This is a genomic window from uncultured Kordia sp. (assembly GCF_947489565.1).
Lineage (GTDB): Bacteria > Bacteroidota > Bacteroidia > Flavobacteriales > Flavobacteriaceae > Kordia.
On sequence record NZ_CANLEA010000007.1, the window covers coordinates 196,917 to 221,833 of the forward strand.

27 protein-coding genes are annotated in these 24,917 nt (G+C 33.2%); 14 read left to right on the top strand and 13 right to left on the bottom strand.

The window, feature by feature from the left end:
• Positions 1-25 precede the first annotated feature (25 nt).
• The 11 genes from Q0845_RS11540 (at position 26) to Q0845_RS11590 (ending at position 11,529) form a co-directional block, all read left to right on the top strand.
• Positions 26-598, top strand: coding sequence for a LacI family DNA-binding transcriptional regulator (locus Q0845_RS11540; RefSeq protein WP_298513094.1), 573 nt, complete (start codon positions 26-28; stop codon positions 596-598).
• A gap of 11 nt (positions 599-609) precedes the next feature.
• Positions 610-921 (top strand): hypothetical protein, encoded by a 312-nt coding sequence (locus tag Q0845_RS11545; protein WP_298513096.1) that lies wholly within the window; start codon positions 610-612, stop codon positions 919-921.
• Positions 922-931: 10 nt separating this feature from the next.
• Positions 932-1,798 carry a BadF/BadG/BcrA/BcrD ATPase family protein gene (locus Q0845_RS11550; RefSeq protein WP_298513098.1) on the top strand — a complete coding sequence of 289 codons (867 nt, stop codon included), beginning with the start codon at positions 932-934 and terminating at the stop codon, positions 1,796-1,798.
• A 103-nt stretch (positions 1,799-1,901) separates the two neighbouring features.
• A complete protein-coding gene (locus tag Q0845_RS11555) occupies positions 1,902-3,260 on the top strand; it encodes a Gfo/Idh/MocA family oxidoreductase (protein ID WP_298513100.1) in 1,359 nt (452 codons plus the stop codon).
• Entirely contained in the window at positions 3,260-4,345 is a 1,086-nt protein-coding gene (locus Q0845_RS11560) for a galactokinase family protein (protein ID WP_298513102.1), read from the top strand. The genes Q0845_RS11555 and Q0845_RS11560 overlap by 1 nt, the downstream gene beginning before the upstream one ends.
• Before the next feature lie 7 nt (positions 4,346-4,352).
• A complete protein-coding gene (locus Q0845_RS11565) occupies positions 4,353-5,249 on the top strand; it encodes a sugar phosphate nucleotidyltransferase (RefSeq protein ID WP_298513104.1) in 897 nt (298 codons plus the stop codon).
• A gap of 20 nt (positions 5,250-5,269) precedes the next feature.
• Positions 5,270-8,545 (top strand): VCBS repeat-containing protein, encoded by a 3,276-nt coding sequence (locus Q0845_RS11570; RefSeq protein WP_298513106.1) that lies wholly within the window; start codon positions 5,270-5,272, stop codon positions 8,543-8,545.
• Positions 8,546-9,090: 545 nt separating this feature from the next.
• The gene (locus Q0845_RS11575; RefSeq protein WP_298513108.1) at positions 9,091-9,369 is read left to right on the top strand and encodes a hypothetical protein; all 279 of its coding nucleotides are present in this window, start codon (positions 9,091-9,093) and stop codon (positions 9,367-9,369) included.
• Positions 9,369-9,929: a hypothetical protein gene (locus Q0845_RS11580; RefSeq protein WP_298513110.1), complete on the top strand. Its 561-nt coding sequence runs from the start codon at positions 9,369-9,371 to the stop codon at positions 9,927-9,929. Before Q0845_RS11575 ends, Q0845_RS11580 begins: the two co-directional genes overlap by 1 nt.
• 159 nt (positions 9,930-10,088) lie before the next feature.
• Positions 10,089-10,847 (top strand): ATP-binding protein, encoded by a 759-nt coding sequence (locus tag Q0845_RS11585; RefSeq protein ID WP_298513112.1) that lies wholly within the window; start codon positions 10,089-10,091, stop codon positions 10,845-10,847.
• 7 nt (positions 10,848-10,854) lie between these two features.
• A complete protein-coding gene (locus Q0845_RS11590; RefSeq protein WP_298513113.1) occupies positions 10,855-11,529 on the top strand; it encodes a response regulator transcription factor in 675 nt (224 codons plus the stop codon).
• Between the two features lie 55 nt (positions 11,530-11,584).
• Here the strand turns inward: Q0845_RS11590 and Q0845_RS11595 are convergent, their stop codons facing one another.
• From Q0845_RS11595 to Q0845_RS11615, 5 genes are all read right to left on the bottom strand, one after another.
• Positions 11,585-11,863, bottom strand: a complete 279-nt coding sequence (locus Q0845_RS11595; RefSeq protein ID WP_298513114.1) for a RebB family R body protein — start codon at positions 11,861-11,863, stop codon at positions 11,585-11,587.
• A 103-nt stretch (positions 11,864-11,966) separates the two neighbouring features.
• Entirely contained in the window at positions 11,967-12,209 is a 243-nt protein-coding gene (locus Q0845_RS11600) for a hypothetical protein (protein ID WP_298513115.1), read from the bottom strand.
• 27 nt (positions 12,210-12,236) lie between these two features.
• The gene (locus tag Q0845_RS11605) at positions 12,237-12,566 is read right to left on the bottom strand and encodes a hypothetical protein (RefSeq protein WP_298513116.1); all 330 of its coding nucleotides are present in this window, start codon (positions 12,564-12,566) and stop codon (positions 12,237-12,239) included.
• Between the two features lie 22 nt (positions 12,567-12,588).
• Positions 12,589-13,425 (bottom strand): hypothetical protein, encoded by an 837-nt coding sequence (locus Q0845_RS11610; RefSeq protein ID WP_298513117.1) that lies wholly within the window; start codon positions 13,423-13,425, stop codon positions 12,589-12,591.
• A gap of 19 nt (positions 13,426-13,444) precedes the next feature.
• Positions 13,445-13,663: a RebB family R body protein gene (locus Q0845_RS11615; RefSeq protein ID WP_298513118.1), complete on the bottom strand. Its 219-nt coding sequence runs from the start codon at positions 13,661-13,663 to the stop codon at positions 13,445-13,447.
• A 344-nt stretch (positions 13,664-14,007) separates the two neighbouring features.
• Here Q0845_RS11615 and Q0845_RS11620 point away from each other — a divergent pair, with 344 nt between their 5' ends.
• Complete coding sequence (locus Q0845_RS11620; RefSeq protein ID WP_298513119.1) at positions 14,008-15,444, top strand: GH25 family lysozyme; 1,437 nt, start codon at positions 14,008-14,010, stop codon at positions 15,442-15,444.
• A gap of 2 nt (positions 15,445-15,446) precedes the next feature.
• Here the strand turns inward: Q0845_RS11620 and Q0845_RS11625 are convergent, their stop codons facing one another.
• Both Q0845_RS11625 and Q0845_RS11630 read right to left on the bottom strand, forming a co-directional pair.
• Positions 15,447-16,190: a LytTR family DNA-binding domain-containing protein gene (locus tag Q0845_RS11625; RefSeq protein WP_298513120.1), complete on the bottom strand. Its 744-nt coding sequence runs from the start codon at positions 16,188-16,190 to the stop codon at positions 15,447-15,449.
• Between the two features lie 560 nt (positions 16,191-16,750).
• Positions 16,751-17,671 carry a LysR family transcriptional regulator gene (locus Q0845_RS11630; RefSeq protein WP_298513122.1) on the bottom strand — a complete coding sequence of 307 codons (921 nt, stop codon included), beginning with the start codon at positions 17,669-17,671 and terminating at the stop codon, positions 16,751-16,753.
• Positions 17,672-17,807: 136 nt separating this feature from the next.
• Here Q0845_RS11630 and Q0845_RS11635 point away from each other — a divergent pair, with 136 nt between their 5' ends.
• Entirely contained in the window at positions 17,808-18,101 is a 294-nt protein-coding gene (locus tag Q0845_RS11635; protein WP_298513125.1) for a hypothetical protein, read from the top strand.
• A 26-nt stretch (positions 18,102-18,127) separates the two neighbouring features.
• Entirely contained in the window at positions 18,128-19,090 is a 963-nt protein-coding gene (locus Q0845_RS11640; RefSeq protein ID WP_298513127.1) for a sodium-dependent bicarbonate transport family permease, read from the top strand.
• A 78-nt stretch (positions 19,091-19,168) separates the two neighbouring features.
• Here the strand turns inward: Q0845_RS11640 and Q0845_RS11645 are convergent, their stop codons facing one another.
• The 6 genes from Q0845_RS11645 to menC form a co-directional block, all read right to left on the bottom strand.
• Positions 19,169-19,825, bottom strand: coding sequence for a hypothetical protein (locus tag Q0845_RS11645; protein WP_298513129.1), 657 nt, complete (start codon positions 19,823-19,825; stop codon positions 19,169-19,171).
• Positions 19,800-20,453, bottom strand: a complete 654-nt coding sequence (locus Q0845_RS11650; protein WP_298513131.1) for a hypothetical protein — start codon at positions 20,451-20,453, stop codon at positions 19,800-19,802. The genes Q0845_RS11645 and Q0845_RS11650 overlap by 26 nt, the downstream gene beginning before the upstream one ends.
• Positions 20,454-20,653: 200 nt before the next feature.
• Positions 20,654-21,394, bottom strand: coding sequence for a cysteine dioxygenase family protein (locus Q0845_RS11655; protein WP_298513133.1), 741 nt, complete (start codon positions 21,392-21,394; stop codon positions 20,654-20,656).
• Between the two features lie 31 nt (positions 21,395-21,425).
• Complete coding sequence (locus tag Q0845_RS11660; protein ID WP_298513135.1) at positions 21,426-21,932, bottom strand: GNAT family N-acetyltransferase; 507 nt, start codon at positions 21,930-21,932, stop codon at positions 21,426-21,428.
• A gap of 2 nt (positions 21,933-21,934) precedes the next feature.
• The gene (locus Q0845_RS11665) at positions 21,935-23,506 is read right to left on the bottom strand and encodes an amidohydrolase family protein (protein WP_298513138.1); all 1,572 of its coding nucleotides are present in this window, start codon (positions 23,504-23,506) and stop codon (positions 21,935-21,937) included.
• Positions 23,500-24,648: an o-succinylbenzoate synthase gene (gene menC / locus Q0845_RS11670; protein WP_298513143.1), complete on the bottom strand. Its 1,149-nt coding sequence runs from the start codon at positions 24,646-24,648 to the stop codon at positions 23,500-23,502. The genes Q0845_RS11665 and menC overlap by 7 nt, the downstream gene beginning before the upstream one ends.
• Positions 24,649-24,917 lie beyond the last annotated feature (269 nt).

Genomic DNA, 24,917 nt, shown 5'->3' on the forward strand with positions numbered 1-24,917 from the left:
ACATACAAATGTTACACTAAAAGATATGGCAACAATCTTAGAGTTGTCTATTTCTACTGTTTCAAAAGCTTTAAATAATAGTCCAGAAATCAGTATAGCTACCAAAAACAAAGTACATCAAGTAGCAAAATCGCTGAATTACAAACCTAATGTTATAGCAGCTGCACTTCGCAATAGAAGAAGCTTGATATTAGGCGTGATTTTACCAGATTTAAAAGATGCTTTCTTTTTAGATTCTTTGATTGGAATTACGGAAGAATCTTCTAAGAATGATTACAAAATTATGGTATATCAATCGTGTAATGACTATAAAAAAGAAATTGCATACACCAAATTATTGTCTGAAAGCAACATTATTGATGGTTTAATTTTTTCCTCCATAAAAGAAACAGTGACTTCCAAAAAAGTAGCGCATATCAAAAGTATTACTGAAAAAGGATTGCCTGTAGTATATATAAAAAACAACATCAAATTTTCTTCTGATGAGGTTCAACAAAGTAGTGCTTGTTCACAAAAAGATGGCTTTAAAACTGGGCAATGTTGTGTTAAAAAACTATTGAGGAAAATTGAAAATGAGCAACTGAATTTAAGTGCGTAAAACAACAAAAAGTGGACAACGAAACCAACATATCCTATACAAATCCGTATCACGAACTCATTCGAAAAACGACATTTTCATCTTCCAAAAGGTATGATAAGTTTCTAAATTGGGTAAGCGGCGAATTTGATTTGTACTTACAAGATGAATCCAATGGATTGCATGTGTTCTTTCCAGAAGGAAAGTTTCACATTAAAAGCGATACAAAAACAGAAACGACAGTTATTGCTGAAATTCATTTAAAAAGCAAAGTGCTACAAAAAGGCATTGATCTAATTGAAGAAATCATGTCTGTATACAATCTATTAGCAAAAAACTCTTAAACGTAAAAAAATGGTATTAATAGCAGACAGTGGTTCTACAAAGTGCGATTGGATATTATATGAAAACAAAGAAAAACAACCTTTGCGAATCCGTACCAAAGGACTAAATCCTACCATATTATCCAAAAAAGCACTTCAAAAAATCATTACAGAAAACTCAAAACTTACTACATACAAAGACAAAGTTACCTCTGTTTGTTTTTTTGGTGCTGGCTGTGGTACTAAAAAGAATCAGGTAAAAGTTGAACATATTTTAAACAGGTTCTTTGCGAACTCAAAATCAATCGTACGAGAAGATATAATGGCAGCGGTTTGGGCAACTACCAATGAACCCGCGGTAGTTTGTATTTTGGGTACTGGTTCAAATTGTTGCTATTTTGATGGAAAAACTACCCATTCAAAAATTCCATCTCTTGGATATATCCTAATGGATGAAGGAAGCGGAAACTATTTTGGTAAAAGATTACTACAAGACTATTTTTATAAAAAAATGCCCGAAGAATTGCGACTTTCTTTCGGGGCAGCTTTTAACCTAAAAGAAAAGAAAGTCATTGACAAATTGTACAAATCTGCGACACCAAATAAGTACTTAGCGGAATTTGCAAAATTTATGTTTGAAAATGAAGAACATCCGTACATTGCTAAATTGCTCGCTAAAGGCATGGAAAAATTTATAGAAAATCATATCCTACAATATCGAGAAGAACTCAAAACAGTTCCCTTACATTTTGTAGGTTCTATTGCGTATCATGGAAAAGATTTCATCAATAATGAATTGGCAAAAAAAGGATTGTTGGCAGCGAGTTTTGTAAGAAGACCTATGGAAAACTTAATTCATCACTTACGTGAAGATAACTTTCATGTGGAATTGAATTAACATATTGATCTACAGCAAGCCTAAATAGTAGAACATCTATTTCTTTAATCGTTTATAATTTTCTAGTTTTATTGACAATACTTAACCAAACCAAAAAAACAGAATGAAATCTAGAAGAAATTTCATAAAAAACATCGCTGCGGCTGGAGTTGGTATTTCTATGGTTCCCAATATTGCTTTTGGGTCTGTACTCAATACTAACAAACAAAAACTCAAACTAGCCTTTATTGGTGTTGGGCTCAGAGGAACAAACCATTTAAACAATTCGCTACAACGAAAGGATATTGAAGTGACTGCCATCTGCGATATAGATCCGAAACGAATAGAAATTGCCTTAAAAAAGATTGAAGAAGCTGGATATAAAAAACCGAAAGTCTTTGGGAAATCAGATCATGATTATAAAAACCTTTTAGATTTAAAGGAAGTAGATGCTGTCATCATATCAACACCTTGGTTATGGCATACCAGAATGGCTGTTGATGCTATGAAAGCAGGAAAATATACAGGTTTGGAAGTTTCGGCGGCCAATACCTTAGAAGAATGCTGGGATTTGGTAAATACACATGAAGCTACAGGTTCTCATCTCATGATTCTTGAAAATGTAAACTATCGCCGAGATGTGATGGCTGTGCTGAATATGGTACGTCAAAATGTGTTTGGTGAATTGGTTCATTTTAGATGTGGATACCAACATGATTTACGTTTTGTAAAACTAAATGATGGAAAAACTCCGTATGGAAAAGGTGTTGAATTTGGAGAGAAAGGAATCTCAGAATCTAAATGGCGTACACAACATTCTGTACTTAGAAATGGCGATGTATATCCTACACACGGTGTTGGACCAGTGGCAACGATGTGCGATATCAACAGAGGAAATCGTTTTGTTTCTTTAACATCAAACGCTTCAAAAGCTATTGGACTTCATAATTATATTGTAAAACATGGTGGAGAAGATCATCCGAATGCAAAAGTAAAATTCAAACAAGGTGATGTCATTACCACAACGATTGAAACTGCAAAAGGAGAAACAATCATTGTAACACACGATTGTAACTTGCCAAGACCGTATTCTCTAGGTTTTAGAGTACAAGGCGCCAATGGTTTGTGGGAAGTAGACGGAAACAGAATCTATATAGAAGGAAAATCAGATCCGCACCGTTGGGACGTTGCTGATGAATGGCTTAAAAAGTACGATCATCCATTATGGCAAAAATATGGAGAATATGCCGCAGGTTCTGGTCATGGCGGAATGGACTTTTTTGTGTTGAATGCTTTTGTAGAATCTGCCAAAGAAAATAGTGCGCCACCTTTAGATGCGTATGATGCAGCTGCTTGGAGTGCCATTACACCACTTTCGGAAGCTTCTATAGAAAACAATGGTGCGCCACAAGATTTCCCAGATTTCACACGAGGAATGTGGGTAAAACGAACGCCATACAATTGGATTAAAAATACATACTAATGAAGGAAATACGATCATTAGCGCCTGGTAGAACTTGTCTTTTTGGAGATCATCAAGACTATTTAGGTTTGCCAGTTATTGCTTGTGCCATTGATAAATCCATCAAATTAGTAGCAGTAGAAAATGATTCGGAATGGTTCAACATATCAAAACCAGATATTGGCGAACAAAGAATGATACAAATTGATACTGTAAACGAAAATACCGATGTCATTGGAGATCACTTTTTGGCAGTTTTAAAAGTTCTACAGAAGTACAACTGTATTCCAAACAAAGGATTTGACATCACCATTACAGGAACAATTCCTATAAATGCCGGACTTTCTAGCTCGTCGGCAGTTGTAGTTGCTTGGACACAATTTTTACTAGAAGCTTTTGGGTGCACTCAAAAAGTAACACAAGAATTTATTGCCCAAATAGCCTATGAAGCAGAAGTAGTTGAGCAGAAATCATCTGGTGGAAAAATGGATCAATATAGTATTAGCTTGGGCAATATTATCTACTTAGAAACGGACGAAAGTTTAGCATATCAAACCATTCCTAAGAAATTACCTGGACTCATTATTGGAGAATCGGGCATTCCTAAAGACACTTTGGGAACATTAAAAGAATTAAAGACAAACGCTATACTATCTATTGAAAAGGTAAAAGAATTTGAAGGGAATTTTGATATCAGAAAAGTCAAGAAAAATGATATAGAAACCTATGAAAACTATCTAATTCCAGAATTACAACCATATTTTAGAGCAGCTATTTTAAATTATTTGATTACGAAAGAAGCATTAATCGAATTTCAAAAAGAAGTATTGGATTATAAAAAAATAGGCGATCTCATGTATCAACATCATGAGATATTGCGAGACTTATTACACATTACAGTTCCAAGAATTGACAATATGATTGATGCAGCTATGAATGCAGGTGCATTGGGCACAAAGATAGTAGGATCGGGAAAAGGCGGAAGCATTGTAGCAATAGCAGCAGAAGGAAAAGAACAAGCAGTAATTGACAGTATTAAACATGCTGGTGCTGTAGATGCGTATCTAGTATCCATCGATACTGGTGCCAGCATAGAATATAATTAGCAGGAACATGCATACAAATTTAATCATATTGGCAGGCGGCGCTTCTTCGCGAATGAAAAAGCAAACTACAGGTAGCAACCTAAGTGAGCAAGAAATTGCAGAAGCGAATCAACGAAGTAAAAGCCTTATAAGCTTGACTCCTGATGGTAGACCAATACTGGATTATTTGCTATACAATGCAAAACTAGCAGGCTATAAAAACATCTATATTGTTGTTGGTAAACAAAGCGAACTGTTTAAAAAGTTCTACGGAAATAAAGAAAAAGACAATGACTTCCACGGACTCAATATTTCCTTTGCAACACAGCATATTCCAAAAGAAAGAATCAAGCCTTTAGGTACTGCTGACGCTGTTTATCAAGCTGTAATACAATATCCTGAATTGAATACAGATTATTACACGGTTTGCAATAGTGATAACCTATATTCTTCGAAAGCATTTTTAGCTTTACGAAAAACGACGAGCGATCATGCTTTTATTGGATATAATAGAGATGCCCTAGAATTTTCTATGGAAAGAATTGCACGCTTTGCTTTGGCCAAATTAAATACAAAAAATCAATTAGCAGACATTATAGAAAAACCTGACTTAGCAGAAGTGGATAACTACAAAGATGTTTCAGGTGTATTGAGAGTGAGTATGAATATCTTTAAGTTTAAAGGAACTATCTTCTTAAAACACCTTAAAAACTGTCCTATTCATCCTATTAGAAATGAAAAAGAGCTGCCAAACGCTTTGCTAAATATGGTGAAAGAACATCCTAATACAGTTCTTGGCATTCCATTTTCAGAACATGTTCCCGATTTAACGGCGAAGGAAGATATTTCTATTGTTAAAAACTATCTCGCAAAGCATTATAAAACACTAGATTGGAATGATCGCTCTAAAATAGCAACGCCATAACACTAAATAAGTCTTTTGAAATGAAATTTTTTAAACAATATAAAATCGTCTATGTATTACTCTTACTTTTCTGTGTTGGCTGTACTCAAAAAACATCAGAAAAAAGTGATACATTATTTGGTTTGATCAATAATGAACACACAAATATTCATTTCAAAAACGAAGTTCAAGAAAACCTCTATTTTAATTTTTTAAACTATTCTTACATATACAATGGCGGCGGAATTGCCGTTGGAGATATCAATAATGACGGACTAGACGATTTATACTTTTCTTCAAATCAAGGGAGCAATGCTTTGTACTTAAATAAAGGTGATTTTAAGTTTGAAGACATTACTAAAAAGTCCAAAGTTTCTGATGAACATGGTTGGACAACTGGCGTGAGCATGATTGATATTAACAATGATGGCTGGCTGGATATTTATGTCTGCAAGTCTGGTTCTTTAAAAAATCACAATCTTCGAAAAAATAAATTATTCATCAACCAAAAAGACAATACGTTTAAAGAAAATGCTGCTGCGTATGGCATCGATCATTTCGGATTTTCTACACAAGCTTATTTCTTTGATTATGATACGGATGGCGATTTAGATTTGTACTTGGTAAATCATCGTTTTGATTTTCAGAATAATACCAATATTGATCCGCGAATTCAACAACGCAAAGAACCATTCAATTCAGATCAATTATTTCGAAATGATGGAAAACGTTTTACGAATGTAACAAGCGCAGCGGGAATTGAAAACAAAGCTTGGGGATTAAGTGCTTCTATTGGAGATTTTAATAATGACAATCTTCCAGATATTTATGTAGCGAATGATTTTTTAGAACCTGACTTTTTATATATAAATCAAGGTGATGGTACTTTTAAAGATGAAATTCTAGAGCGTTTCAAACATATTTCTGCAAATAGTATGGGATCAGATTTTGCAGATATCAATAACGATTTATTACCTGATTTGATCGTATTAGATATGTTAGCGGAAGATCACATCAGAAGCAAAGAAAATATGGCGACCATGAGTACGGAAAACTTCCATTCGGTTGTCAATGCAGGGTATCATCATCAATACATGTCTAATATGTTGCAACTCAATAATGGCGATGGAACGTATAGCGAAATAGGGCAATTATCAGGCATTGCCAAAACGGATTGGAGTTGGGCGCCTTTGATAGCCGATTTTGATAATGACGGATACAATGATGTATTTGTGACCAACGGAATTGAGCACGATTTGTCCAATCAAGACTTTCGAAATAAGATGAAAACCAACATTCAAAATCGAAAAAAAGTATCGCTAGAAGAAGCAATTAATATGATGCCTTCAAACACGCTGAGCAATTATATTTTTCAAAACAATAAAGATTTAAGCTTTTCTAATAGAACAAAAGATTGGGGATTTACAACAAAAGTCAACTCTAGCGGTGCTGTCTATGTTGATCTCGACAATGATGGAGATTTAGATCTTGTGACAAACAATCAAGATGCAGAAGCGCAGGTGTATAAAAACTATTCCGATGGAAATTCCGTTACAATCTCACTAATTGGAACTTCTCAAAATATACATGGTATTGGAACTACGGTTCACGTATATGCTAATGGATTGCAACAATCCAAAACACTGCAATTGAGCCGAGGTTTTCAATCTTCGATCACCAATAAATTGCATTTTGGTTTAGGCGAACTTACAAAAGTTGACAGTGTTGAAGTCTTTTGGCAAGATGGTAAAAGGCAATTGCTATCTAATTTAAAAATTGGCGAAACAATTACTATAGAATATAAAAATGCCATCAAGGAAAAAGTAAAAAACTCAAATTCAATAGCTTTATTTGAAACGATATCTCCAAATGATTTAGGAATTGAATATGCTCAAAAAGAAAATGATTTTAATGATTTCGATTTGCAAGTATTGTTACCTCAAAAACAATCTGAAAAAGGAAATCCTTTAGCTGTGGCTGATGTTAATAATGATGGTTTAGACGATTTCTTCGTAGGAAATGCAAAAGATGCTTCAGGGAAATTATTCATCCAAAAAAATGATGGAACATTTACTGAGAAAAGTCAAAAAACATTTGAAACAGACAAAAAGTATGAAGATACCAATGCACAGTTTATAGACGTTGATAATGACAACGATGTAGATTTGTATATAACTTCTGGAGGTTATGAAAATGCCGAAAACAGTCCGCTTTTACAAGATCGCTTGTACATAAATGATGGGAAAGGAAACTATACAAAATCCGATCGTTTGCCAAAAATACACTCCAATACAAAAGCAATTGCGTATGGTGATTATGACAATGATGGTGATCTTGATATTTTTATTGGTGGAAGTACTAAACATGGAAAATATCCACTTGCAGAAACATCGTATTTGTTAAAAAATGAAAACGGAAAATTCATCAATACAAATGATACTGTTATTTCTGAAATTTATGAATTACGCATCGTAAATGATGCAGTATTCTCTGATTATGATGCAGATGGTGACATGGATTTACTTGTAGTAGGTGAATGGATGCCAATAATCATATTTGAAAATAAAAAGGGAAAATTCAGCAAAAAGAACCTATCTGAAATAGAACATTCAAGCGGTTGGTATCAAAGTATTACCGCAACTGATATTGACAATGATGGCGATCAAGATTATATCATTGGAAATTGGGGAACTAACAATAAGTTTCATCCAACAAAAGAAAAGCCATTGCATATTTATGCTGGAAATTTTGACGACAATGCTTCTTTTGACATGGCATTGAGTAAGGTTTCTAAAACAGGGGAGCTACTTCCAGTACGTGGCAAACAATGTTCTTCTCAACAAACACCAATTTTAAATAGTAAAATAAAAACCTATAAAGAGTTTGCTACTTCTACATTGTTAGACATTTACGGGCAAGAAAACCTAGCGAATGCGACACATTATGAAGTAAAAAACTTTAAATCTTTGATCTTAAAAAATAAAGGAAAGGGAGAATTTGACATTCAAATTTTGCCAAATCATGCACAGTTTGGTCCAACTTTAAGTATTATAACACACGATTTTAATAATGATGGTTTTACAGATATTTTTGGTGTTGGAAACGTCTATGAGGCAGAGGTAGAGACTATTCGTTATGATGCTTCCAAAGGGTATTTACTATTAGGCAATGACAAAAGAGAATATCAATATAAAAAAGATACTAGTTATCTCAACCATTCAGAAGCAAAATCCATTCAGAAAATTGTGATACAAGGGATGACTCATTTTATTATTTTAAATAAAAATGCTGAACTGAAAATTTTAAAATTTAACTAAATGATTTGATAAGCATATGAATCTTTAACAAATCTTCCGTCAAAAAGTTTGAATTTAGAAGGTTCGCGATCACAAGACAAAGTCTTACTAAAAATAGTGAGGCTTTCTTGTTTTTATATATTTCTTGTTCAATGAAAAAATCATTTATTACTTCTTACTGAAACTACAGACAAACCCTTCTTAAAGAATCTTTCAAAGATTTCCTGTTTTGTATTTTTGTATAGCAAAGGATTTTTAGTCAAAAAATTGCCGAGTATTTTTATCATAGATATCACCTAAAAGCATCGATAACATTTTACATGAGTCATATTATTTTCTTCTCATTTGGACAAGTGTAATGCATTGATACACAGAATTACGTGATGATTTCCCTCTTCTATGAATCTTAAAAACTAAGTTTTTTAATTAAAAAATAACAACGCATTACATCCTGCGTATTCCAATAGTATAACCAACCAAAAACCAAACACCACTAGACATATAACTAGTTGGAATGCGAATGCATGACTAAAATTCTTGTATCAGTATTAATTAAAATTTACAAGATGAGTTCAATCAAAATAATAAAAAATAGAAATAACAAAACGCAGCGATATTGGATTCTTATAGTGCGTTTTATTGGTTTTTTAATATTCGTCATTCCATTAATTCAACCGATGCATGCGTATATGATTATTGGCATGGAAGAAATTCAATTCTCAAAAACAAGAACGATTTTGATCATCGTAGGTTTTGTTTTGTGTTCGAGTGGAAAGTTTATTGGTGTGGTTAATAATAACCTTGGACTGTTTGTGAAAAATGCATTTAAAAAATTATTCTCTTAATGGAAACTATGGAAAAAGAAAATATAAAAAAGTGGTATCAACTTATTTTAGAAGCCTGTAAAAAGTATCGATTATTTACCTACATACCTATTGTAGTTCTCTCAATCTCGTCATTTAGTTTACGCCAAAAAAATGAAGGTTTGGTGCAACGAGTCGCACGATTGGAAACCTTGAATGAAACTTTGGTTTCAAACATGATCGTATACAACCGAAGTTTTGAAACATTTCCGATGCCAATTTTTCAAAAATTAAAACGCGGAAACGATTTCATTGCGCAATATTTTAATCCTGCGTATGTAAAGTTGTTAGGACATAATTTTGGATACAATCGCTATATCTATATAGGTAAAACAGATTATGAATATTATCCAAAACGCGTAGCCGATATGTATCATAACTACGATATTTCGGTAGCTTTTACGGGAATACCAATGAAAATTAAAGTCGCGATAAAAGATTCATTAAAAAACAAACTCAATGTTGAGGTCATGAAGTGGCGACAAATCCGGGAAAGTGATACACTGATTTACGGAATGATCATTTTAGATAAGCCAATATAATCTTTAAAAATAGCGTCTTGTATTTATGATAAGGCGCTATTTGCTTCGTTCATACCAAAAAAAGATACACTAAAAAATTACTATACAGCGCTTAGGGACATTTTTCCAGGCTTCGTTTTTTATTCGCCCAATTTTGTAATCCTCTTCAAAGGATTGTAAATGGAAATATATACAAAACATATCATTGCTTTCAGCCAAATCGGTGTCACACTGCTGGTTTTCGGATTGTATGCTGTAGCTTTTGTATTTTTGACAGGCAGATTCAATGCTGAAGTAAAAAACATTTCCAATCATTCCGCTCAAGTCATTTTAAATCTAAAAGAAGAATACCTTCAAAAACTGATTCATTTTCAAGAAGAAGATCGAAAACGCTTATCAGAAGAATTGCATGATAACGTTATGAGTCGATTCCATTTAATGCGTCTAAACTTGTTAGATGGTGATATAGAATTGCTTCATAAAAACCTTAAAACGTCCATGAAAATTATACGTGCGCTATCGCATAATTTTGCGCCTATGGAAGCGCATACGGATGATTTTTCGCTTATGGTAGAAGATTATATTTCACAAATAGAAGACAAAATACAGATCAATTATACGGTGTTGAATTCGCAAACAAAAGAAAAACTTTCCGCTTCCGTAAAACTAAATATGTTTAGAATTTTTCAAGAACTCATCAGTAATATATTGAAACATTCCAAAGCCACAGAAATAGAAATACAATTTCGAAACACGACACAATCAACAATATTATTTGTAAAAGATAACGGATGTGGATTCAATCCAGAAAAAACCATGCAAGGAATTGGATTAAAAAACATTCAATATCGTGCAGAAATCATAAAAAGTAGGTATAAGTTTAAAACAATGTTAGGAAAATACACAATGTTTATTATATTTATTCCACAATACAATTAGAAGAATTATGAATGAAACTATAAAAATTGCTATTGTTGACGATGATAAATTGTTTACACAATTATTGAGCCGATTCATTGATGAGCAAAATGACATGGAAACGGTATACATTGCCAATAATGGAAAAGAATTGATCGAAAATATTGAAAAATACACCATTGATGTTTTAATACTAGATTTACGTATGGATGATGGAAGTGGCTTGTATGTACTGCGTGAGTTACAAAATGAAGCTTATGAATTAAGAATTATTGTACTTTCTACCTATTACAGAACTTCATTTATGGGACAAATGCTTAAACTAGGAGTGAGTTCTTTTTTACCTAAAGATATTGAAGGAGAAGAACTCATAGAAGTTATAGAAACGGTATATAAAAGAGGTCATTATTTTTCAAAAGAACAGTTGCAAGTGATGCGTCAACAGCTTTCTAAAAAAACACCTGAATACACAGATAATAGCAAAGAATCTCTTACCTCTAGGGAAACAGAAATTTTAAAATTGCTTTGCCAGCAATGTACTACGAAAGAAATTGGCGAACAATTATTCATTTCTCCCAAAACCGTAGAAACGCATAAAACAAACTTACTATTGAAGACTGGTGTAAAAAATACAGCAGGTTTGATCATTTATGCAATTCAAAATAAAATTGTACAACCAGACGAATTGTTGTTGCTTGATTGATAAAATACAGCGAGAAAAAAAACTATCTTTTTCTCACTGTATAAGTTGCAGCATATTAGCTTGCATTCACAGAAGCATTTAACATCTTTGCAACTCCAATAGCATCTGCAATAGTATCCATACTATAAATTTGCATAACTCCTTGCGTTGTAGCTGTTTGTGCTAAAATGTTTTGTTGACTTTGTGCATTTACTGCATTTTCAAACATTAATCCTGTTGAATGTGCAGCCGATTGATACACATTTCCTAAAGCCATTGCAGGAGCTTCTCCTACGACTTTTACATTTGATTGTGTTACTGCATCAGTAATTTGTGGATTTACATGATTTGACATAATAATTAATTGGTTTTAAGAATGTTTTCATTCTTGGTTAGAAATATACACAACTGGACTTTCCAATTGTATGCTTTATTTTGAAATTAAATACTGTTTAATGCTATTGAAACCTACTTTTAATATTTATAAAACGGCTTACGCGATTCCCTACAATAGGTGTGAATTTTGACTTCAATTGAAATATGCTTTCGATTTCTTTTTGAAGATTATCAATTCCTGTTTGAAACTGATGTTTTTGTTGTTGAGTCGCTTCTTCAAATACGGATTTTTCATGCTCCATTTTCAACTTTTCATTAGTATTCTGCTCATTTTTGATTGTATTGGAAGAAGGATTCATTGACATATGTATGCTTAGTTTTTATAGTATTTACTAATGTTTAGACATTCTATTCTGTAATGTTTGCATTCTGGCTTGAATTCGTTGTTCTTGAATTTTCATTTTGTCAAGAGCGTTTGCCTGTAATTTTTGCAGCTGATTTTCATAACTAATTGTAGGATTCTGATTTGCTGCTTTTTTCTGTTGTTGGGCAGCTTCTTCTAGCTTGTCAAGCAAAGGTTGAATTGCTTCTAAAGTAGCTTTCAGAGCTTTCTTTTTAATATATGCTATGATTTCTTCTTCATTTTCATGCGCTATTTTAGCGAGTTCTTCAAACGAATGATACGTTGTACTTTTGTGTTGAGACTGTTCCTGATTTTCCATAGATACTTCACTATAAATTCAATTATTTTTTTTTAGGAAACCAATATGTTTTTTGATCAGATGCAGTATCATCATCGTCGTTATCATCTTCATTATCAGTGCGATGTTCAAAATTATCTTCTTCTTTATGTAAATCTTCAGTAAGCTGTTCTGAAGTATCAATCAAAAGCTCAAAAATTTCCTCGAAACTGTTGGTTAGAATTTTTTTTTCATCATTTTCTGGTTGTGATGTTTGATGTAAATCACTAGCAGATACTCGTGTATTCTGTATTTCAGTTTTAGGAATTTCTACAGCAGCATTTGCTACTGGAGCAGCTTCTTTTGGAGTTGGTGTTTTTGTATCAAAATTATCAACGTTTACTAAGTGCGAAGCCTTTTTAGGAGTAGGATCTTCTGGAGGAATTGGTTGACTTGAGTCATTTCCTTTAAAATGATTATTATGAATCATAGAACTAATTTCAGCTTTCATTTTACCATATTCACCAACTACAGAAAATAACCCTTTCATTGCATCTGAGCCAATTTGTTCAGCATTATCGAAAGAAAGTGTTGTTTTTGCGTTACTTTTTTTATCTTCTCCACCTTCAGGATTTCCATCACTATCTGGTTTTGGGCCGTAATAATTTCCGTAGGTTAAAATATTATTAGCAAGTCGCGCCAAAGCAACCAATCCAACTTGTTCAAACCCTTTTAAGAAAGACTGTAAATCTTGTACCATCATTCCAGTTGCTTGGTCTATCATTGGAGAAGCGGTTCCTTTCATCGGCTTAACGTTTGGTGTAAGGACGCTTTTATTGATAAACTCAATTGCGTTTTGCGTTTGCTGCATTCCTTGGGTATTATTTTCTTGATTGGCCATTTGTTAGTTTTTTAAATTATTATTTCAACATTTTAATAGCATCAGCTATAATTACTGCATTTAGCTGATTTAAATTCTGCTGATTGGAAACTGAATTTTGCATAGCCATACCATTCGCATGTGTTGCCATTTGATATAAATTACTCAATGCCTGTGCTGGCGATTCACCAAGTACGGTAACATTGGTTTGTGTTACTGCATCTGTGACTTGTCCGTTTACTGTAGAGTTGTCTGCCATAATTTCTAATAATGATTAAACAATACTTATAATGAGATTGATATGCTCACAATGTTCTTGCATGTTGGTTGGTGTGTTAAATTTTCTTATACAAATCTCTGAAAGTGAAGCGATTATTCTATCAGAGAATTCTTCTAATTTGAAAAGCGAGGGAAAACACTCATATCTTTTTCAGAGAAGTTATGGACTTTTACATAACAGAATCAGCATATAATTATTTAAGTCAATAAACCATTCAATACAAAGAGATAACCAACATTTGTATGTGGAGTTGCTTTCGTACAATAGAGAGGAAAAGCTAAGAAAAGAAAGTTTAAAAAGAAATACGAATCAAAAGAACAGTTATGAACCTATCAAGCATACAAACAGTTTTACAAGGAGTGTATCAAAAGGATAAAAGCTTATTGTTTACAGATTTTCTAAAAGCATATTTTAAGCAAAATAGAAAAATGTTATTCGGTCTTTTTCATGTAGAGTTGAATCAAGCAATTTTATATTGTGCTGTGGATGATATTCATCAACCTTGTGTGACAGAAAATGTTTTGCAAGAGTTTATGACTAAGATTCTTGAAATGAAAGCTGATAAAGAAATTGAAATATCGGCAATGCATAAGGAACAATCAGAGGATATTATCATTTTCAGTAATTTATTAGAAATTGAAGCGATAGAGGAACAAAGAATTGTGTTTTCAAATGGCTATTACACAAACAATCCAACAGTAATTAAGAATGCTTCAGGGAAAGTAGCTTATAAAGGGACTTTTTTAAATGAAACACTCTGTGAACAACTAAAACAACTCATCAATCAAAAGATAGAACCTACCGTAAAAGTTTTAAAATCAGGAGAAAAAAAGGCAATAGCAATTCCAGAAACAGCAGTGACAAAACGACAAACAGTACTTAAAAATGAAGAAGAAAAAATTGAAGAAGTAATCGAAAAGAAAACATCACATGTAGCATGGTTTCAAAAGAAACACAAATTATTGGTAATACTAAGCTCAATAACTTTTCTTCTTATTATCGGATTGATAACATTATTGTATATGTATTTTACAAAGCATCCTAAAGAAGAAGCGCAAACTAAGTTGCAACATGAAATAGTACAGACAACACAACCTGTAGCATCAAATTTTCCAACGACAACTTCAAAAAATTACAATATCAAAAACATACAATATGGTTTAGATATATCGCATTATAATGGCAATATTGTTTCATTGCTAAATTCAAAAGACAGCATACATTTTGTAATTTGCAAAGCCACACAAGGCGATTATTTTGTAGATCCTACTTTTAAAAATAACTGGAAAGAACTCAAAGAAAAAAAGATCATTCGTGGCGCGTATCATTTTTACGATGCAGAAGTGTCTCCCATACAACAAGCGAAACATTTTTTGCAAGTAGTAGGAAATTTTGATACAAATGATATTGCACCAGTACTAGATATCGAAGAATTGAGCTTTAATGGAGAAGATATTACGAAAGCCACTTTACAACACGATTTGCTATTGTTTTTACAATATATAACCGCAAAAACTGAACGAAATCCAATTATTTATGTCGATACTTCTTTCGCAAATCATTATTTAGACAATAAAGAATTTGCAAAATACAAACTCTATTTAGCATCGTGGACTCACGAAAACTTTCCCAAATTACCAATTATTTGGGAAGAAGAAGGCTTGTTTTTGTGGCAAAAAAGCGATTCATATCATTTTGAAAATACGACGGATGATTTGGATGTGTTTTTTGGGAATTTGAAAGATATTTACAAAGAATAAAATTACCTGAAAAACAATCCATCGCGTAAAAATGCAGCTTTATAGCGCTCACTAAAAGGAACTTTATGATTGGTTTCTAAAATAATTAAGTTGTCTTCTACGTAGAGTTCTTTTATTTTTTTAATGTTAACCAAATAGTTACGATGTGTTTGTTTAAAATCTGGATTCGCCAATATATTCTTAATTTTTGATAACGAAAGCTTGATAAGATAATCTCCTGCATCACAAATTAAACTACAATATTTCTCACTCACTTCAATATAATTGATGGTAGATACATTTACTTTCACAACTTTCCGTTGTTTTTTAACAAACAAAAACTCAGGCGCAATCACAGCATTGTTCTCCGTAACACTCATAGTGTTTTCTTGACCATGATGCATTTCAATGGCCAATTCAATCGTATACAGCAATTCCATTTCATTAAATGGTTTTAACAGATATGAAAAGGGTTTGGTATACTTGGCTTTTTCAAAAATAATACGGCTATGTATGCTTGTTAAAAAAACAAATGGAATCCTAATTCCTTCAGTATCTAATTGTTGCGCAAAATCAATTCCTTCTGGCTTTCCGTGAATCATAATATCAAGAACCATAATATCAAACTTTTTATCTTTCAAAGCTTCATGCGCTTCTTGTCTATTAAGAACATGTGTAACAATATATTCATTTTTTTCAAGGATATCTATAAGTACGTCAGCATCATCTTGTTGATCTTCTAAGACTAAAATGTGTAAGTTTTCCATGGTGCTTAAATTTTTGGTAGTGAAATTTTTATAATCGATCCTTCGGGTTGATTGTTTTCAATACTCAATGTACTATTATTCTTCTTAATAAGTGTCACACATAGCAATAATCCTAGTCCGACACCTTTAGAACGATCAATTTTTTCAGTAGTAAGTGTCGTAAGATGGTTAATTTTTAAATTTGATCTGGAGAAAATCCTTTTTCTGTACCATGTATTTCAATCATACATTATTGATAGGAGTCAATTGTCTTTATATGAATTTCCCCGTGTTTTGGTTTTTTTTATATTTTTTAATTCACTAATTAATGATTTAGTACTCATTATGGAAAGGGTTTTAGGTTAGTAATACGTCATTCTGTAGTTAAATAACGAAATAATATGGTTAGCCTAAAATAAATAAAATATTTATAAGTTTTAGAGTAATTACTTACGTTTTTTGTGATTTACATATAGGTAAAAGGCAGATTCATCATGAAATCATCTAATTTACAGGAGGAATCACTTTGGTTTTTCGGATAATTTTGAAACAATCATCTTTCAGTCAATATCTGTGTAATTTTATTCTTCAACCCAATCAAAGTATTTTGTTTTAATAGCCAGCTTTTCTGCTTCTAAATAAGAAATAAATGCTTTGGCGACCGGAGAAAGCGATTTGTTTTTTAACCATACTAAATTCCATTGGGTATGAATGGGCAAACCTTTGTATTTTATAATGTTGATAGCTCCATTGTCCACTGCATTTTTGATTCCCAATAATGGCATAATTGAATAGCCTAAACCAGCAATGACAGCCTGCTTCAAAGCTTCATTGGAAGTCAACTCAATCTTTTTCTGTACAGATACATTTTTCCCATCAATAAAAGCTTCCATGGCGTTTCGAGTGGCCGAACCTTTTTCACGATATAATAACGGTTCTTCTTGAAAAATATCTTCAATTTTACCATTGCGTTGCGCCTCGCGTTCCTTTCCACCAACGAGATACAAACTGTTTTTAAGCAAAGGCAATGTTTCTAAAGATAAATGTGTGGGTAATACAGAAACCAAGGCAAAATCGACCTTATTCTGTTCCAAATCCTTCACCACATTTTGTTTATTCGTTACATCAATCGTAAAGTCAATTCCTGCATGCTGATTCACAAAACCCGAAAGGTAATATGGCAAGACATATTTTCCTGTAGAAACACAAGTTAAGGTTAATTTCCCCGCTAATTTCCCTTGGTATTCTTTGGTTTTATGATCAATTGTAGAAACTTCATCTAGAATTTTTTGAGCCGTAACCGCAATCTCCTTTCCAAAATTTGTGACATACAATTTACGACCTACGACTTCTGTGAGCGGTAAAGGAAATTGATCTTGAAATTTTTTAAGTTGAATAGAAACGGCAGGTTGTGTTAAAAATAAAGCTTCCGATGCTTTGGTAATGCTTTGCTTGTTTACAATTTCTACAAAGACTTTGAGTTGATGTAATGTATAGTTCATAAATGATGCTTATGTTTTATATAATAAATATAAATAAAAATATATGAATATTAAATATAAACTTTGCACTGTTTAAAAAAAGAGAAAAGTCTCTTAACAATAAAATCTCAATCAAGTATAAAGTTAAAAATTAAGTATGATGACAACAGCAGAAGTAACGCACAAAGTACAATTAGTAGACGGTAAGTTTACAGCGATGGAAGCAAAAGAAGTAATCAATTCTTTAATTGATGAAAAAATTAATTTTCACAAAATTCATCGTTTGGCAATCTGTGAAGGAGATATGAATAGCGATACAACTTATGATGATAGCCGAGTAGGGCAGTTGATACGTGAAAAGGAGAGTTTTAGAGAAATTTATATGGAAGCTAAGCAAGCAGGGAAGCAAGTACGTATCAATGGAATTTTAGAAATAGAAATCATCGACTAAGACAATTTTGTCTTTAAAAAAAACTAATGGATTTACATTTACTATTCGATAATTTAACGAATCCAGCATTATTATTTTTTGTTTTAGGAATTATCGCAGCACAAGTAAAAAGCGATTTAGAAATTCCGAAAAACTCTTCAAAATTTATTTCTTTATATCTCTTGCTTGCCATCGGTTTTAAAGGTGGGCAAGAGTTAGCACATAGCAATTACACAGCAGATATTGGTTGGTCGCTCATTGTAGGAATCGTATTAGCCATTATAGTGCCCTTGTATTCATACTATATTTTACGGTTAAAGTTTACAGTAGAAAATGCTGGTGCTATTGCTGCGGCGTATGGTTCGGTAAGTGCCGTAACTTTTGTGACAGCAATTAGCTTTTTGGAAATGAAAAACATTTCATTTGGCGGACATATGGTTGCTGTAATGGCTTTGATGGAAGCTCCGTCAATTATTGTAGGCGTATTGTTGATGCGAATTCATTCGAATGGAAAGAAATCATCTAAAGAAATAATAGGACTCGTAAAACATGCAGTCACCAACGGAAGTGTACTGCTAATATTAGGAAGTTTGGTCATAGGTTTTATGGCAAGTGATGCGCAAGCAGAAGGTATCAAACCATTTACCACAGATATTTTTAAAGGATTTTTAGCCGTTTTCTTATTAGATATGGGAATTACGAGTGGAAAAGAAATTGGCGCACTGATTAAAAAAGGTTGGTTTGCGTTAATTTTTGCCATCTTTATTCCAATTGTGAACGGAATTACGGTAGCGTATTTATCATCACATATATTGAGTAGTGAAGGTGATCGCTTATTACTTTCAATCTTGGCAGCAAGTGCTTCTTATATCGCTGTGCCAGCAGCAATGCGAATAGCAGCGCCAAAAGCAAATCCAAGTTTATATTTACCAATGGCATTGGCAATAACGTTTCCATTCAATATTACATTGGGAATGCCTATATATATGTGGTTTATTCAATATCAATAATAAATCACGCCACGTTTTCATAAGTATCGTTGCAAAGTCTTACTACATAGGAGTAAGACTTTGTTTTTTTAAAGCTTATTATCGCTTCATTTTTTCTTTTATTCTTGCTTTGAGCGAATCAATAAACGAGCTCGAATTTTTATCGATCACAGGATTTAAAAACTCAAGATTGAGTTCGTTGTCTTTTAGATAATTTTTAATGTCCTCGGGAGACATGGTTTTAATTTTCTTCTTAAATACTTTAAAGACAATTTCATTATAATAAGTTACAAATTCGGCAGAATCATCGCAAACGCCATTATCATCAAGACACATTAATACTTGAACGTCGTATTTACTATAATCGTCTTTTTTGTCTAAATACGCTAAGAAACTCATATCGCAAGGAGTACAAAGTGATGTGCTATCTTTTACAACAAATGAGGTTGCTTTTGTAGTTTCTGCTTTTCCTTTGTTATAGGCTAAATGCATTTCAGACCGAATACTGTCTATATATGTTGAGCTGCCTACAATATTACTAGTATCATCTTTTAATTTGATAGAATCTAGATTCAAGCCAATTTTGTCACCAATGGCATCTAATTTTGCGTTGATAAGCTTTATTTTACGTGCTATAGAATCATCATTTGATTGTATAGCTTCTGCACTGCCTTTAGGAGCTTTTATACAACTAAAAAAGCAGGACAACAGAATGAGTACGATGAGGAATTTATTGGTATACATTTTTAATTTCATTAATCAATTGTTCTCTTTTTTCTTCGGATTCTCTAAATACATATACAACACCATTTGAAGTACCTTTTGTACCGTTGATGCTAAAGTCAAAATGTGACCAAAATTGACCCACTTCATCAGGTTGAATTGTTATACAACCCAAAGAGCCTCGGCTGTTATAATTTCCTAAATCAGAATATCCTTGATGCAAATTTACATATGACATCGTAGTTGGTTTTTTGGTCCAAGAATATCCATCAGTTTTTCGTTGTTCTTCTTGATTTATAAGATTCAATCCTTTTACCGTGCCGCCTTTATGTCCGTATTCATTATTGAATAAATGAATTCCTGTATCTACGGTATTGGGTTTGTCGGAACCAGGTTCTGTTTCTCTAGAGTTTGGATAGCTACTTCCTTTAAAGGGACCAAAAACTTGCTTCTTTTCATTATCAATGACAAAAACAGATGCTGTATACGATGTATTAGGAACACCCGCGTCTTTGGGCATTGTTTCTTGATCAACGATGTAAATTTCTAATGGCGGAATCTTATTTTCAGTAGTTTCTGCATCACTTGAAGATGAACTACTGTAGCTAATAAAAAAGAGTGAAACTGCCAATATAAGCGCTATTTGTATTTTTTTGGTCATGGTATTAACGATTGTATTGCTACAATATAGGTCTTCTTTTTCTAATTTAAATCAGTAAAAATACGTGTATTTTGAATTAATTTTTTGACTTACTTTTTGTTTTCTAAAAAATAAGATCATCATATATAATCAATAAAAGCCATAAAAAAACCAATCAAATTAATGATTGGTTCTGTATATATTTAAAAAAGGAATGATAATTACGAAAGGCAAATGCGCTCATGCAATTTTTTCATCAATTTTTCTTTTAGTTCAATAATTTCAGGAGTTTGTTCTTGACGGTGATAATAATCAATCATTAGTTTTGCATAATTGATAAATACGTCGTCTGTTGGAATTGGTCCTGGTTCAAAATCATAAATCTGATCTTCTGGCAAGTTGAAAAATGCACCACCAGTCGTATGATTTACACGATCGTGCTCTAATTCATAGTTTTTTGCATCGGCAGTAATATCACCGCTTTTGTCACAACAACCGTAAATATGTAAGGTCATATAACGTTCTGTAGAAGGATTTCCCATTTGGTGAATCATTGCGTTTACTACTTTTACAACAGAACCAGATGTTAAAATCTCTTTCTTCGCAAAACGCAGTTGATTGTTTCTATTTTGATAAATAAAGTGATGTACATTTCCAAATACCTGAACTACGCCCCATTGTGTATATCCATGATTGTGAATAGAAGAATAGTCACCAGGATTCCAAGACATTGCCATAATTTCAAATTTTCCAGCATCGTAAATCATTTTACGTCCATAACCATCTTCAATTGGGTGATCAAAGTCGGCATAGGCTTCCAAATCTTTTTGTGTAATTTGAGCTTGCTCTACAAATTCTTTAATACGTGAGGCAGTGACTTTTTCTCCACTATCAACTGCATCCTGTATCAATGTTTTTAGGTTCTCTAAAGCAGGTGCTAAAACTTCTTCTTGTAACATCATGTCCTTTGTGGTTTTTTAAATTAATTTCTTCTTACTCGTTTTCAATTATGTATTGCATAATAATCATATCTAACCATTGTCCATTTCTAAATCCAATTTGATGTTGACGTCCAACAATGGTGTAACCTAGTTTTTCATTATATGCAATACTTGCTGTATTTGTGGCAAAAACTTTGGCAACCAAATGTTTGTATTGCAATTGCTTACAAGCATCAATGACAAACTTTTTCATTTGTGTACCATATCCTTTTCCCAATTCCGTTTCGGTGAAATATACAGCAGTTTCACATGCAAAACGGTAACCTTCTCGATCGCTATAGCGTTTTATAATTCCCCAACCGATTACAATTTCATGGTCTGTAAAGACATATAATTTTTCCCGATCGTTGAATTTTTTCCTCCAACCTGCAATATCTGCAGTGGTTTTAAAGGTTTCTTCCATATTGGAAGTCCCAAGTGTAATATATTCGTTATATATGTTAGCAATACTCTGATAATCACAAGTGTTTGCTTCTCTTATGTTTGTATTCTGTTGCATTATCAATCGTTCAATGTCAATACTTTTCCAGGTGTTGCCTTTTGCATTTCTGCATTTTGAATGAGATGCGAACCATTTACCCATAAATGTTCTACTCCCGACGATAATTCTCTAGGAGCTAAATAGGTAGCATTTGCTTTTACTGAATTTGGGTCAAATAACACAATATCAGCATAATAATCTTTTGCAATCAAACCTCTGTGTTTTAGTTGAAAAAACTCAGCAGGCAAATACGTTACTTTATGAATGGCTTCTTCCCAGCTCAACATTTTTTCATCAATGACAAAACGCTGTAAAAATTCCGTGAATGCTCCGTATGATCTTGGATGCGGTTGTCCAATGCTTTTGGGTGCATTGATCGGATAACTCCAAGAATCAGTACAAATCATTGCATTTGACCACATTACTGCGGTATCAATATCTTTTTGATCAATGCAATGATATACAACCCACGTTTCTGTGCTTGCTGCTAATATATCAGCCACAGCTTGTGCGAGTGAAATATTAAATTCTTCTGCAATTTCAGAAACATTCTTATTGTAATATTTTTCTAAATCGTCTGAAATGATCAACATGCGTGACATGTCGTAATCTTTCTTCTCAATCCAATTAGCAATAGCTGCAACGTTTTCGGCATCGTTCATTTTTTCTGCTACAGCAGCAATCCCATCTTGTAACATGTACTTAGGAATAAACGCGCGTAGTTTTGTTGAAACTGCCGTATACGGATATACATCACAGGCAGCTTGCAATTCGCTGGTTTTATTATATTCCTCAAGCATTTTTAGCACTTTCGGAATTTTTCCCCAGTTTTCTTTTTCAGCAGCTTTGATGTGACTGATAAGTACACGAATGTCTGCTTGTTTACCAATGGTTAATGCTTCTGCAACTGCTTCTTCCAATCCATCACGTTCATTACGAACATGTGAAGCATATACACCTCCTTTTTCGGCAGTTACTTTTGCCAAACTTACAATTTCGTCCATTTCGGCAAAGCAACCAGGCGCATATATCAATCCTGTGGAAATTCCTAAAGCACCTTCGTCCATGGCTTCTGCTAATGCAGTTTTCATCATTTCTAGTTGCGAAGGTTGTAAATTGTGCCAGTCGTCCATATTTCCTGCACGAAGCGTACTATGACCGACGAGGGTTGCAATATTGAATTGTAATTTATCTTGTATTTGATCAAAATATTCTTGAAGTGATCGCCATTCAAACGGAAATCCAATTTCGTCCGATAAACGGTTCATGGTTTTGTCTAAATGTGGTGCAATTGGCGCTGGCGAAGTTCCGCAGTTTCCAAATATTTCGGTAGTAATTCCTTGATATAATTTATGATCGGCAGCATTTGGAAAGAAATATCCAAAACCTGTAGAAGCATGCGGATCAATAAAACCAGGCGTTAAAATAAGTCCCGTAGCATCGATGGTTTCTTTTGCCGTTGGAGTTTCAAAATCTTCTCCTTCATAATGAATACATGCAATGCGATCATTTAGGATACCAACATTTCCAATCCTGGCATTTTCCTTATGTCCGGTACAAATTTTTGCGTTTTGTATATAAAAATCTAGCATGTAACTTCTATCGTTTTTTGATCAATAGTATATTTTTCTATTAAGTTGGGTTGCACTTGGCAATGTTGTAAGCTTTCTATGGAAACATATCCTTTGTTCATTTCCACATTTGGCGCAATGACGTCTTCTAAAAAGTAACGATCTGACGGACTTAAATCATGCGCGCGTGCATTTGGTAAATAGGAAGCCATGCGTAAATTGAGCGTTCTTCCAATACCAGTTTCAAACATGCCGCCAATCCAACATGGAATGTTATGTTGGGCACAATACTGAATAATTTCAATACTTTTCATGACACCGCCAACACGACCTACTTTTAAGTTGACTTCATCCAACACACCTAAGTGATGTAATTTTAATACATCTCCTAAGGATTTTATTTCTTCATCATAACAGATAAAAACATCTGGATTTTCTTGTTTTGCTTTCAACAACAAATCAAATCGAGTAGGAGCAAACGGTTGCTCAATCATGGATTGATACGTATTGGCAAAATAGTTGAAGATTTCAAAATCATGTGTTCCAAAACTACCATTTGCATCAAAACTTACGTAGGTGTCAGCTTTGAACAACATCGGATTGATTTCTTCAAAAAAGTCAATTCGTACGTTCGGTGATATTTTAAACTTTAAGCGTCTGTAACCAGTTTCTAAGGCATTTTTCACCACTTCTTTCATACGATCTAATTCCGTATATAAACCAAGTGAGATGCCAACAGGTACCGTTGCTAAAGGTTTGTTTTGTAATAATTCAAAAGGCGATTTTCCTGTATTTTTTTCAATGACTTGCAAAGCGGCCATTTCTACAGCAGCTTTGGTAAAATTCCAACCGCGAATTTTATCTAGCAATTGAACAAGATCGCCAAAGGTTTGTGTAGGCTTTAAAAACGGAACAATAAATTGATTGACTAAAGCAATAGCGCCATCAATAAATTCATCTGAATAATAAGGATCTGGACGACACGAACATTCTCCGTAGCCTTTCGTTCCGGTCATATCTTCCCATTCAATGATGAGTGCTTCACGTGAGTTTCGGACACCAATTCCAGACACAAATTGTTCTTTTTGTGGTAGATTTAGGCGTATGAGTCGAATGTTTTTAAAGGATATTGGTAGATTGAGTATGTCTTCTTTTTCAGTCATTCAGGATTGTCTATTAGGGTAGACTCTTTCATTTTTAAGCCGTGCAAATATACAGAATCTAGACGAGGTATTTTGTTAAATTGTTAAATTTCACAGTATAAATGGTGTAAAATTTTATAAATCTATAAAATTAGTAGGCTTTTGTTGCGAATAAAACAAAAAAGCAAAATAGCTTCTATGTGCTGCATAAAAGCTATTCTTTTTGATAAATTATAGTCATAATGGAACGACTCATCTTTTTTCTATTTTAGTATCGTTTGCCCAATTTT